The sequence below is a fragment of the Microbispora sp. NPDC046973 genome, from assembly GCF_040644495.1.
Lineage (GTDB): Bacteria > Actinomycetota > Actinomycetes > Streptosporangiales > Streptosporangiaceae > Microbispora.
The window spans coordinates 128,367-140,491 of sequence record NZ_JBEYWQ010000006.1; the positions used below are offsets into that span (position 1 = coordinate 128,367).

Below are 12,125 nucleotides of genomic sequence, written 5' to 3' on the forward strand. Positions count from 1 at the left end.
GTGCCGGATCTCGGGGCCATCGGCTCCCTGAGTGAACAGGGCCGCGGTGACTGCGCGATTGCGGCGACAGCTTGCCACCGAGGTCACTGACCTCGACCCGCAGCGCTCGATGTCTACCAAGCGCCGTCAGTGGCGCGACTATCAGAAAGCTTGGTTCATAGGTTCAGAGGTTCTACTGCCGGCTCCCATGAGCTGCAACACGCGTTCGTCCAGTAGCCGTGTCGGCGATCGGCGGGTGTTTGTGTTACTCGTTGTCCTTCAGGAGCTGTTGTGTGCGGGTGAGGAATGCCTGGCGGACCTCTTCTGGGTGGAGTATCCGGAGTGGTCGGCCGAGGCTGAGCAGGTAGCGGGCCAGGCCGTCGGCGTCCGGCCCGCCGATGTCGATGATCGTGGCGTCATCGCCGTCCGGGTGATGGACGCCGACGGTTGGTGGCACCAGCCTGCGGGCCTCATCGGCCGGTACGGCCAGGCGGATGGTCACCCGCACCGGGTGGGGCCTCAGCGCGATGCCCGTGCTGACCATCTGTGCCGGATCTGGCGGGTTGGGCAGGGCAGTGGCCTGCCCGGTGGCTGTGGCATCGATGATGCGATCGGTACGGAAGGTGCGCCAGTCCTCCCGCCTCAGGTCGTAGGCGAGGAGGTACCAGCGGCGGCCTGTGTAGATGAGCCGGTAGGGGTCCACTCGTCGGGTGGACGTCGTTCCGGCCCTGTCGCGGTAGGTCAACTGCGTGCGTTCGCCTCGCCGGCACGCGGTGGCCAGGTCGAGCAGCAGCGCGGGGGAGATCTGGCTGTCGTCGGGTCGTGCGGTGTGGGTGAAGGCGGCGTCCAGCTCGCCGAGCCGGCCTGCGATCCTGGCCGGCAGCACCTGGCGTAGTTTCAGCAGCGCCGACAGGGCCGCCTGGTCGCTGCCGGAGACTCCGCTGAAGGCGGCGGTGCGCAGCCCGACAGCGACCGCGAGGGCCTCCTCCTCGTCAAGGATCAGTGGCGGGATGCTGGTTCCGGGCCCGAGGTGGTAGCCGCCCCATGGGCCCATCTCCGATTCGATGCCGTAGCCGAGTTCACGTAGCCGGGCGATGTCCCGGCGAACCGTCCGTTCCGTGATCTCCAGCTGGGCGGAAAGATCAGCGCACGTCCAGGACTGCCGCGTCGACAGCAGAGACAGCAGCCGCAGCAGCCGCGCGGAGGTGTTGACCACGGCTAAAAGTCTGCTCGATAACCAGGACCGTTTCTGACCGGGTCACACCGTAACGTCGCCGGCATGACCGAGAACTTCTCGGCCGAAAAGTCCATGACGACGACGATGATCTCCGCCGAGGTGCGTTAGACGGCGGGCCCGGATGGGCGCACGCAACCGACGAGGGGGCAGGACCCATGGAAGCACGCATGAAGAGCGTAGCGAATCCCGATGTGATCACAGCGATCCAGCATCTCCAGAAGGCGATTCACGCCGGTGGCGTCGACCCGCTCGTGCTCGAGCTGATCCATCTACGGGCCAGCCAGATCAACGGCTGCAGACCCACTTCGACGAGAACCAGATGTCTGCGATCATCCTGAACATCGCCATCACCAACTTCTTCAACCGGATCAACCACACGATCCGGGAGCAGGCCGGCAAGACCTGGTGAAGGCGGCGGGCGTCATCCGTCCAGGGGCCGCGGTGGCGACGTGGCGAAGGACGTGATCGGCCGGCTCCACCGCTGACCGATCCAGCGCCACTTCCCGGCAGGCCCCCGTCCTGGGCTCCCACTTCGGGTGACCGCCGACAACCATACCTTTGATGATCATCAGGGGCACATGACGATGAGCGACGAACTACTGGAACTGACCGTTACCGATGCCCGAGCCTGGCGGGAGTGGCTCAGCAGGCACCACGACAGCTCGGCAGGGGTGTGGCTGGTCCTCGCCAAGCAGAACACGACCCGGCCCACCAGCCTGACCTATGACCAGGCCCTCGACGAAGCGCTGTGCCACGGCTGGATCGATGGTCAGCTACGACGGCGGGATGAGACCACCTTCTGCCGGCGCTTCACCCCTCGCGGAAGGCAAAGTCCCTGGTCAGCGCGGAACGTTTCCATCGTCACCCGTCTGATCAGCGAGGGCCGGATGCACCCGGCCGGAATGGCCGAGGTAGAACGCGCCAAGGCCGACGGCCGCTGGGACGCGGCCTACGCGGGACAAGCCGGCATCGAGGTACCAGCCGACCTGGCCGCCGCATTGGCCGCGAAACCCCAGGCACAGGCGATGTTCGACATCCTCACCTCCCAAAACCGCTACGCCATTCTCTATCGGATCACGAACGCCAAACGCGCCGAGACCCGAGCCCGCCGTATCACCCAGTTCGTTGACATGCTCGCCCGCGGCGAGACGATCCACCCGCAAAAGCGCGCCCTCGGCAGTTGATTGCCGGCCCACTCCTCTCCCCGCCTCGCTCCTCCAAGCACGCTTGTTCGGTCCGGTTGGCAAGGTGCGGCGTGGTGATGGTGCCCTGCTGGGCGTAGTTGATCAGCGTGGCCCCGTGGATACCGGTCGTGTCGCCGTGGCGCCCCGCAAGATCCCTTCGGATCGTTCCGCGAAATCCAGCCGGCCTCAAGCATGCGCTGACGCATTGAGCCTGACCGGGAGGACCTGAGCGTCCGCCGCCGCTGACGTCGAAGAACACGAAAAACGCCCCGGAGCGTGATCGCTCGGGGCGTTTGGGCTGTTCAATGGTGGTGGTCAGGGGCAGGGTCGAACTGCCGACCTTCCGCTTTTCACGCAGACCGACCGCCCTGCTCCGCTCGGCCGACACGAGGCCAGAAGGCTGTGGACGGCTGCCGCGGTGTGCTCGTGGTGGCCGACGTTGTCGTCACTGTTGTCGTCAGCCCCCTGTCCTGTAGTCGGCGGCACAGGCTCGAAGCGTTCCGAGAACCCTCGACAGCTCACCCCTTCGTCTTCATCCCCCGGAGGGGGCTTTCAGTCATCCCTGATTGCGGCGTCTCGATGGAAGGAGCAGGCGGGACCGGCGTCGGCGGGTGCGGGCGGGACTGCGCCGGCGGGCCAGGGGCGGGCGTTCAGGGCATCGAGGGCCTGGCGGGCCATGGCCAGCTTCTCGTAGACGAACAGGACCGGGTTGCCGGCGGCCATCGTGACCGCGATGCGCAGGGCGGCCTGCGGTCCTTCGGCGGTGGCGAGGCCGATGCCGGGCCGGGCCCGGCGCATGGCCGCCATGATCAGGCCGGTCATCTCACCGGGGCGGCGGCCGCGCTTGTCGGCGTCCTCGTAGACGACGACCCGGCCGAACCACGCGGCGACGGCCTCGGCCGAGCGGGCCACCAGATCGTCGCGGCGGTCGCCGGGCAGCGTGATCGCGGCCACGGGCTCGCCGCCCCAGACGTCGCTGATCATGCGGCCGGTCGCGTCGAGCGCGGCGGCGTTGTGGCCGTAGTCCAATATCACCGGGCCGCCGCCGGCCAGGTAGATGTTGCCGCGCCCCGGGTTCGACTCGCCCGGCGTGAACGTACCCAGCGCGCGCCGGATGTCCTTGGCGCTGACCCCGAGCCCGCGGCAGGCCGCCACCGCGGCCAGCGCGTTCGCGATCACGTGCGGGGCGAGCCCGCCGAACGCGCCGGGCAGCTCGGCCACGCTGAGCAGCGCCCGGTCCCGGTCCGCATCGAACTCGACCAGCTCGCCGTTGCGAAGCTCGTACGCCAGGCCGCCCGCCTGCCGGTGCCGTTCGATGACCGGGTTGCCGTTCACCAGGCTGAAATACCTGATCACGGACGCGTGCCTGCGCACCCGCGGCCGGTCGGCGAGCGCGGCGACCAATGGGTCGTCGGCGTTCAGCACCACGGTCCCGCCCTCGCGAACCTCCTCGGCGACCAGCGCCTTCACCTCGACCAGCTCGTCGAGATCCTCCACTCCGTCCGCGCCCAGGTGGTCGGCGGTGATGTTGGTGACCACGGCCACGTCGGCCTGGTCGTAGCCGAGCCCACCGCGGATGATCCCGCCGCGCGCCGTCTCCAGCACCGCGGCCTCGATGCTGGTGTCGTCGAGCACCATGTCCGCGGACCGCGGGCCCGAGGCGTCGGCGTCGTAGACCAGCCGGCCGCCGGAGTAGACCCCGTCCGTGGTGGACATCCCCACCCGCATCCCGGCCTTGCTCAGGATGTGGCCGATCATGCGGACCGTCGTGGTCTTCCCGTTGGTCCCGGTGACCGCGACGACCGGGACCCGAGATGGGGCGCCGGGCGGGTACAGGCTGTCGATCACCGCGCCGGCCACGTCCCGCGGCGCCCCCTCGGCCGGGGACAGGTGCATCCGCAGCCCCGGGCACGCGTTGACCTCGATCACGGCCCCGGGCTCGGCCCCCCCGTGACCGGCCCCGCCGCACCGCATCGGTGCCGCGATGTCGGCCAGCCGCACGTCGATGCCGCAGACGTCCAGGCCGACCACGGCCGCGACCCGGCGGCACATGTCGGCCACGTCCTCGTGCACCAGGTCGGTCACGTCGCGGCTGGTTCCGCCGGTGGACAGGTTCGCGTTCCGGCGCAGGGTCACGAGCTGGCCGCGGGCCGGGACCGACGCCGGGCCCAGGCCCTGGGCCTCCAGGTGCGCGAGCGCGCACTCGTCCAGTTTGATCTTGGTCAGCTCTCGGGAGTGGCCCTCGCCCCGGCGCGGGTCGGCATTCACCATGTCGACGAGTTGGGTGATGTCGGAGGCACCATCGCCGGTCACCGAGGCCGGCCGCAGCTCGGCCGCGGCCACCACCTGGCCGTCGACCACCAGCACCCGGTAGTCGGTGCCGGGCACGAACTTCTCCACGATCGCGCCCTCGCCGTCGGCCGCCGCCTGAGCGTATGCGGCGGCCGCGGCCGCGGCGGTGGTCACGCCGACGGTCACGTTGGCACCGTGGTTGCCGTGGAGCGGTTTGATCACGACCGGCCCGCCGAGCCGGCCCAGCGCCCCGGCGGCGTCGGCCGCGCTCCAGGCCACCACCCCATCGGGCACCGGGATGCCCGCGTCGGTCAGCAGCTGCTTGGCCAGCATCTTGTCGGCCGCGATGTCCACACCGATCACCGACGTCTGCTCGGTCAGCGCGGCGCACACCAGCCGGCGATAGCGCCCGTAGCCGAGCCGCAGCATGCTCAGCCGGCCGACCCGGCGGACCGGTATCCCCCGGCGGCGGGCCGCGCTCGCGAGCGCGGCCGTGCTCACGCCGAGGCGCTCCCGCTCCACGATCCGAGCGATCCTGGCCAGTTCGCGCGGCAGGTCGGGGATGCGTTCAAGGAGAATGTGCTTGACCGTGGTGGTGGCCAGTTCCAGCAGCTCGGCCGGCACCGAGGACTGCGCGGGCTCGTCCTGCGGGCACTCGGTCATCACGTCGTAGCGGCCGTCGGCGCCGGCCCACATGGTCCGGCCCAGGTACACGTCGCGGCCCACCAGGCTGGACAGCTCCAGCGTCACGTGCTCGGTGACGTGGCCGAAGTAGGTGCCCCGGGCCATCGCCTCCAGGAACCCGCCCGGCCGCCCGGCCGCGCAGTGGTGCTCGGCCAGCCCGGGCAGGGCCGCGGTCAGCCGCCCGGCGAAGCCCGGGTATTCGGTGGTGCTCCGGCCGGTCAGTTCCTCGAGCTCGAGCCGCGCGACGGTGACCGGCCGGGTGCTGAATGAGTTGGGTCCGCTCAGGTGACGCAGGTCGTCGAGACGCACGTGACACTCCCCAAGGGTTGGGCGGATGGGCGGGCTAGCGGTGATCAGTACCGGTCGTGGGCGGGCCCGATGGTGGCCTCGCGGGTCGCGATGTCGAAGACGCACCCGGCGGGCAGCAGGTGCAGCCGGACGCCGAACAGGGTGATCGGGTCTTCGTCCCCGGCGGCGTGGATGACCGTGGCGTTCCGCCCGTCAGCCACCGTGGCCACGCCGGCGCCGAGCACCTCGAAGCGGGTGCCTTCGACCAGGATCCCGGTGTTCTCGCCGATGCCGACGCCCAGGTACTCCAGGTCGAGCGCAATGGCGCTGAGCAGCCGGGGGAGCCGGCCGCGCTCGCTGAAGTGCATGTCGATGATGAGCGCCTTCGGGAGGAGGCCGAGCCCCGGGCCGGTGCGGACCGTGGCGGCGGACACGCCGGGGCCCTCGCCGCCGAGGATCATCGTGCGGCCCATGGCGGTGGCGCCGGCGCTGGTCCCGGCGATGACCACGCCACCTGTGCGCAGCCGGTCGCGCAGGATCTCGTTGGCCCGTGAGCCGACCAGGGCGCGCAGCCGCGACTGGTCGCCGCCGGAGAAGAACACGCCCGTGGCGTCGTCGAGGAGCTTGGCCGCGTTGTCGCCGTCGGCGACGGAGCGCCCGCGCAGCCGCAGTTCCCTGGTGTGGTCCACGCCGAGCTTGCGGAACACCCGCTCGTAGTCGGCGTGCACCTCCTCGGGCGCCCCGGTGGCCGTAGTGACCAGCACGATCCGAGCCGCCTCGCCGCCGGACAGCTCCACAAACCGCTCGAGCAGGCCGGAACCGCGGCACTCGGCGCCCCCGATGACAAGCAGGCGACCCGGATCAGCAGGCTTATCCCCCTCGTCCGCGTCCATGCTCCCCTCCTCGACCAGTTGTTACCCTTAGGCACCGAATATCATCCGAGAGTAACTTCATCCCGTATGGGCCGGTTTGGGAGCCCGGGTGCTCGCGTGACTCGGAGCGCAGAGCGCCACGGACGTGCCGGCCGTGCCCCAGGCCCGGAGCGAGATCGTCGGACACAGCTGAAGACGCCATAAGGTCTGCTGAAGAGAGGTCAGCAGCTGAGATCGCAGAAGTGATGGGCTGGCGGGACCACCCGACTGTCTACGTCAGCAACTATGGCCGCCTCGGGTCTACCACGGCTCCCGGCTGTGTGGACTCATCGGCGACTCGACCGAAGAACTGACTTTGGGTGCCGCCAGCAAGCGCGGGCTGAGGCCATGAGATCGGTGCGGATACAGAGCAAAGCTGCCAAGCGATGCCAGTAGGAGCCGCACGCCCTAGCCAGGAGACGTTGTCGTCAAAGCCAAACAAGAACGCCCCGGAGCGTGATCGCTCGGGGCGTTTGGGCTGTCCAATGGTGGTGGTCAGGGGCAGGGTCGAACTGCCGACCTTCCGCTTTTCAGGCGGACGCTCGTACCAACTGAGCTACCTGACCTCGGCGGCTGCCGCCGTACGCGGTCCTGACGGGACTTGAACCCGCGACCTCCACCTTGACAGGGTGGCGAGCACTCCAAACTGCTCTACAGGACCTTTATGTCCGGGTGGGCTTTCGCTTCCCCGTGTTGTTCGGCTCGCCTAGCTTACCAGCTTCCGGGAGGTCTTCGACCTTCCGTCTTCCGGTGCGCTCGACGCGCTCCACGTGCCCCCAACGGGATTCGAACCCGTGCCGCCGCCTTGAAAGGGCGGTGTCCTAGGCCGCTAGACGATGGGGGCTCAAGGCTTCCGCCCTGTTCCGTGACGCCTTCCGTCGGAGACCTCTGAAGCATAGGGGACGTTTGCCCCTGATGCCAAAGCGGCCGGCGACGGCGAGCCGCTGCCGGTTGCCGTCGGCGACGGCGCCTGCGGCGACTCGGGAGAAATTGTACGACCAGGGTCCGGCTCGATATGACGCTCACACTGGATCCACTGCTCGCCGAGACCGCCGACGGTGATGTCGTCCCAGGCCTCCAGGCGGTGGCTGCTCTTGCCGAAGTAGAGCACCGAGGCGGTCAGCGGGGTCGGCTCGTCGTGTTCCAGGCCGCGCAGCCCGGCGCCTCCGGTGGACCCCTGGATCATCAGCCGGGTGCCCGAGGGCAGCAGCTCGGTGGACCGCGCGTGGACGTGCCCGCTCAGCACGAGCGGCACATACCCGGACAGGCCCCGGCCCACGGTGGGGTCGTGGACGGCCACGACGTCGGCGGTGATCTTGTCAGGCGCCGAGGTGGAGGCGGACCTGGGCCGCTCGCGCGGCGTCAGCTTGGCCGCGTTGGCCCGGCCGAGGTCGAGCAGGCTCTTGCTCTCGTCGCCCGCCGCCTGCACGGACTTGTCGGGGGTGAACCTCGGGTCGCCGATGCCGTAGATGCTCAGCCCCTTGACCGTGGCGGCGGTGCCGTCCAGCACGATCGCGTTCTTCTGCTTCTCGACCGCCCGCTGGGTCGTCATGGAGTCGTGGTTGCCGCGCACGTAGACGTACGGCACATCGAGCGAGCCGATCTCCTTGACGAACTCGTTCTCCGCCTTGGTCCCGTGGTCGCTGATGTCGCCGGTGTCGATGATGAGGTCGACCTTGAACTGGTCCTTGAGCGACTTGATCACGTTCCAGGCCAGCGGGTTGATGTGCAGGTCGGAGACGTGCAGCACGCGGACGGTGTCCGGATCCGGATCGAAGATCGGCAGGTTCGACCCCGCCTCGTACAGCTGGGAGACGTTGGTCACCAGCTTGGCGAGCTGACCGCGGTATTCGGAGAACTTGGTCACGATCGACTGGGCGCTGCCGACCAGGGACGGCACGCCTGTGAGCAGCCCGGTGTACCGGGGCTCGGCGATCGAGCGGGGGTTGAACGTCAGCGCGGAGACGCCGCCGAGGACGACGACCATCGCCAGCGAGCCGGCCGCGGTCCAGGCCGCCCGCGACAGCCGCCGGAAGGCGACCAGGCCGGTGAGGAACCCGGCGGCGACGGCGAACAGCACCGCGCGCACGATGAGGCTCCGCAACCCGGAGATCACGTCGGACTCGATGGTCGTCGGCAGCCGGTCGGCCCACCGGGGATTCTTGAGGATCTCCTCCGCGACCTCCGGGTGGACCGCCTCGATCGTCAGGTCGAGCCGCAGCGGGCCGTTGTGGCTGTCGAAGCTGAGTGTCCCGAGGGGCCGTACGTCGATGACGGTCTCCCCCCTCCAGGACGGGGCCAGGGACATCCCGATGTCGGCGGGCCCAACCGGTGTGTCCACCTTGGCGCCGAACGCCATCCCGAGCCATCCGCCGATCACGGCCGCCAGCGCGACCGCGAGCACACGGGCGGACACACGGGCGAGCCGACTGCCGACCGTCCTACGGGCGAACGCCCTCAACCGCGAGTTCTCCATCCCTTCCTGACTACCCGAAGATGCGACCTTGTTGGTTACCAGAACACGGTGTTCCGGTTACCGGCCGTCCGACTGAGCCTCCAGACATGCCCTCATTCCTGACAAAATCAGCGCAATACCGTGCTCGAAGGACGCGTCCGTCTGCGGGCCGCCGGTCTCGGCCATGACCGCGCGCACGTTCGGGTACGGCGCGAGGCTCTCCAGCGCCTCCTCGAACAGAGCCGGGTCGTTGGTTCCCCTCTCCTGGTCGGACTGCTCCTCCAGCACGAACCCGCCGAGGAAGCTCGCGAGCGTGCCGAGACCCCACATGGCGTCCGTGGGCGAGAAGCCGACCCGCCGCAGCGATTCCAGGATGGTCTCGACGGTCTGCAGCGTGGCCGTGCCGGGGTGGGTGCCGGCGGCGAGACGGGCGGTGTCGCGGTGCGACTTGAACGCGCGGCGCTGGCCCCTGCACCACTCCGCCAGCCACTCCTCCCACGACTCCCCCTCGGCGAGCGGCCGCAGCGGCTCCTGCACGGAGATCGCCTCGGCCATTTCGTCCAGAAGTTCCTGCTTGTTCCTGAAGTGCCAATAGAGGGCGGGGGCCTGCACGCCCAGCTCGGTCGCGAGCCTGCGCAGGGTCAGCTTCTCCAGACCCACCTCGTCGAGGAGCCGGATGGCGGTCCTGACGATCGTGTCGCGTTCGAGTGCCACGGTTGACAGCTTAACGGCGTTCAATGCATCCTTAACATCGTTAAATTTAACCGCGTTAAGGAGATGCCGTGATCCATGCGGAAGGAGTGCGCAAGCGGTTCGGCACCACCGAGGCGCTGCGGGGCGTCGACCTCGACGTGCCACGCGGCTCGGTGTGCGGCCTGCTCGGGCCCAACGGCGCCGGCAAGACGACGATGGTGCGCGTCCTGACGACGCTGCTGCGCCCCGACGGCGGCTCGGTCCGGGTGGCCGGCTGGGACGTGGTCAGGGACTCCGAACGGCTCCGCTACCGCATCGGCCTCGCGGGCCAGCACGCGGCGCTGGACGAGCTGCTGACCGGGCGCCGCAACCTGGAGCTGTTCGGCCGGCTCTACCACCTGCCCCGCCGTACGGCCCGCCGCAGGGCCGAGGAGCTGCTGGAGCGGTTCGGCCTGTCCCAGGCGGCGAACCGTCCGGTGCGGACGTATTCGGGCGGCATGCGCCGCAGGCTCGACCTGGCCGCCAGCCTGATCGTCTCCCCGCCGGTGCTGTTCATGGACGAGCCGACCACCGGCCTCGACCCTCGCAGCCGCCTCGCGCTGTGGGACGTGCTGCGCCGGCTCGTCGCCGAGGGGACGACCCTGCTGCTCACCACGCAGTACCTCGACGAGGCCGACCACCTGGCCGACCGGATCGCCGTCATGGACGCCGGGCGGGTGGTCGCGGCCGGGTCGCCGTCCTCGCTCAAGGCGAAGGTGGGCGGCGACCGGGTGAGCGTCGTCTTCCGCGAGGCCGCGGACCTGACTCCCGGCGTCGAGGCGGTGCGCGGCGTGCTTTCCGGCGACCCCGAGATCGACGCCGCCGAACGGCGGCTCGTCGTGCCCGTCCCAGACGGCGCCGCCTCCCTGGTCAGGGTCGCCGCGGCCCTCGACGCCGCCGGGGTCGGCGTGGAGGACCTGGGGCTGCGCAGGCCGACGCTGGACGAGGTGTTCCTGGCGCTCACCGACGCGCCGGCCGGAGAGAAGGAGGCCGCATGATCACTGTGGAACCCCCCGCGACGAGGGCGGAACGGCTGCGCTGGGCCCTGAGCGACACGTTCGTCATCGCGGGGCGCAGCTACTCCCAACTGCGCGCCCAGCCCGGCCAGATCGCCGCCGAGCTGGTCGCCCCGGTCATCATGACCATCCTGTTCGGGTACGTCTTCGGCAGCGCGATCAGCCTGCCCGGCGGGGGCGACTACCGGAACTACCTGATGCCCGGCATCTTCATGCAGGTCATGGCGCTGTCCGCGGTCGCCGCCGCCACGTCGGTCGCCGAGGACATGGCCCGCGGCATCATCGACCGCTTCCGCGCCCAGCCCATCGCGCGCGCCGCCGTACTGGCCGGGCACAGCCTCGCGGACATGTCCAAGGACTGGCTGTCGCTCGCGACGATGAGCGTCTGCGGCCTATTGATCGCGGGATGGCGTCCGCGCGGCACTCCCCTGGAGACGCTCGCCGGCTTCGCACTGCTCGCGCTGTTCGGGTACGCGATGATCTGGTTGGGCACGTACATCGGGCTGTTCGTGAAGAACGGCGCGCAGGCGGACGCCGCGACGTTCGGCTGGCTGTTCCCGATGACGTTCCTGGCCAACGCGTTCGTGCCGCTGGAGGGGCTGCCCGGATGGCTGCGGGCGATCGCGGACTGGAACCCGATGAGCGCGGTCGTCTCGGCCGCCCGGGAGCTGTTCGGCAACCCCGGCTCGGCCGCCGCCTCCTGGCCTCTCCGGCACCCGGTGACCGCGTCGCTGTGCTGGTCGCTGCTGATCATCGCGGTGTTCGCACCGCTCGCCGTTCGGCGCTATCGCACGGCCGCCTCGCGATGACACGATGAGACGGTGATCGACGTCCCGCTGAAGAGGTTCGAGGAGCTCGTGGCCGAGGCGCTCGACACGATCCCCCCGGATCTGGCCAAGGTCATGGACAACGTCGTGGTCGTGGTGGTGGACGACCCGCCCGAGCCCGGCCTGCTCGGGCTCTACACGGGCATCCCGCTGACCGAGCGGGGCGACTGGTATTCGGGGGTCCTCCCGGACCGCATCGAGATCTACCGGAACCCGACGCTGCAGATCTGTGAGACCGAGGACGACGTGGTCGAGGAGGTCCGCGTCACGGTCGTCCACGAGATCGCCCATCACTTCGGCATCGACGACGAGCGGCTGCACGAGCTCGGCTGGTGACTTCCCCTTCTCCGGGAGTCTCCCCTCTTCAGGGCGGCGATCGGCGTTCGCGTCCTGCGAAACGGGAACGTCAGCGGGTTGCAAAAGTCGCATCCGGCGGGCACTGTAAGTGACATGTTGACCACGGGCTGTCAGATCCAGTCGTCGCGGCGGAGATCGGCGGACACGGCCGGCGGAGCGACCT

At 69.7% G+C, this 12,125-nt stretch carries 9 protein-coding genes and 4 tRNA genes; 4 read left to right on the forward strand and 9 right to left on the reverse strand.

Annotation, left to right across the window (positions count from 1 at the left end; all coding sequences use genetic code 11):
- Positions 1-244 precede the first annotated feature (244 nt).
- Positions 245-1,195, reverse strand: a complete 951-nt coding sequence (locus ABZ860_RS14565; protein ID WP_357219929.1) for a YafY family protein — start codon at positions 1,193-1,195, stop codon at positions 245-247.
- 557 nt (positions 1,196-1,752) lie between these two features.
- On the opposite strand from ABZ860_RS14565, the gene ABZ860_RS14570 reads away from it, so the two are divergent.
- Complete coding sequence (locus ABZ860_RS14570) at positions 1,753-2,400, forward strand: YdeI/OmpD-associated family protein (RefSeq protein ID WP_357219931.1); 648 nt, start codon at positions 1,753-1,755, stop codon at positions 2,398-2,400.
- A 309-nt stretch (positions 2,401-2,709) separates the two neighbouring features.
- Here ABZ860_RS14570 and ABZ860_RS14575 read toward each other — a convergent pair.
- The 8 genes from ABZ860_RS14575 to ABZ860_RS14610 form a co-directional block, all read right to left on the reverse strand.
- Positions 2,710-2,783: transfer RNA gene (locus ABZ860_RS14575), tRNA-Phe, on the reverse strand.
- 169 nt (positions 2,784-2,952) lie between these two features.
- Positions 2,953-5,685 carry a cyanophycin synthetase gene (cphA, locus tag ABZ860_RS14580; protein WP_357219933.1) on the reverse strand — a complete coding sequence of 911 codons (2,733 nt, stop codon included), beginning with the start codon at positions 5,683-5,685 and terminating at the stop codon, positions 2,953-2,955.
- 44 nt (positions 5,686-5,729) lie between these two features.
- Complete coding sequence (locus ABZ860_RS14585) at positions 5,730-6,557, reverse strand: cyanophycinase (RefSeq protein WP_357219935.1); 828 nt, start codon at positions 6,555-6,557, stop codon at positions 5,730-5,732.
- 507 nt (positions 6,558-7,064) lie between these two features.
- Positions 7,065-7,141: transfer RNA gene (locus ABZ860_RS14590), tRNA-Phe, on the reverse strand.
- 20 nt (positions 7,142-7,161) lie between these two features.
- Positions 7,162-7,236: transfer RNA gene (locus ABZ860_RS14595), tRNA-Asp, on the reverse strand.
- A 110-nt stretch (positions 7,237-7,346) separates the two neighbouring features.
- Positions 7,347-7,419: transfer RNA gene (locus tag ABZ860_RS14600), tRNA-Glu, on the reverse strand.
- Positions 7,420-8,991, reverse strand: coding sequence for a metallophosphoesterase (locus tag ABZ860_RS14605; RefSeq protein ID WP_357219937.1), 1,572 nt, complete (start codon positions 8,989-8,991; stop codon positions 7,420-7,422).
- Between the two features lie 117 nt (positions 8,992-9,108).
- Positions 9,109-9,744, reverse strand: coding sequence for a TetR/AcrR family transcriptional regulator C-terminal domain-containing protein (locus tag ABZ860_RS14610; protein ID WP_357219939.1), 636 nt, complete (start codon positions 9,742-9,744; stop codon positions 9,109-9,111).
- A gap of 68 nt (positions 9,745-9,812) precedes the next feature.
- On the opposite strand from ABZ860_RS14610, the gene ABZ860_RS14615 reads away from it, so the two are divergent.
- The 3 genes from ABZ860_RS14615 to ABZ860_RS14625 are packed head-to-tail and all read left to right on the forward strand — an operon-like array spanning position 9,813 to position 11,941.
- Entirely contained in the window at positions 9,813-10,760 is a 948-nt protein-coding gene (locus ABZ860_RS14615) for an ATP-binding cassette domain-containing protein (RefSeq protein WP_357219941.1), read from the forward strand.
- A complete protein-coding gene (locus ABZ860_RS14620) occupies positions 10,757-11,587 on the forward strand; it encodes an ABC transporter permease (RefSeq protein ID WP_357219943.1) in 831 nt (276 codons plus the stop codon). Before ABZ860_RS14615 ends, ABZ860_RS14620 begins: the two co-directional genes overlap by 4 nt.
- Positions 11,588-11,599: 12 nt before the next feature.
- On the forward strand, positions 11,600-11,941 hold the full coding sequence (locus ABZ860_RS14625; protein ID WP_142561009.1) for a metallopeptidase family protein: 342 nt from the start codon (positions 11,600-11,602) through the stop codon (positions 11,939-11,941).
- Positions 11,942-12,125 lie beyond the last annotated feature (184 nt).

Coding starts and splice junctions, on each gene's coding strand:
- ABZ860_RS14585 (WP_357219935.1), bottom strand. CDS start 6,557: ATGGACGCGGACGAGGGGGATAAGCCTGCTGATCCGGGTCGCCTGCTT.
- ABZ860_RS14620 (WP_357219943.1), top strand. CDS start 10,757: ATGATCACTGTGGAACCCCCCGCGACGAGGGCGGAACGGCTGCGCTGG.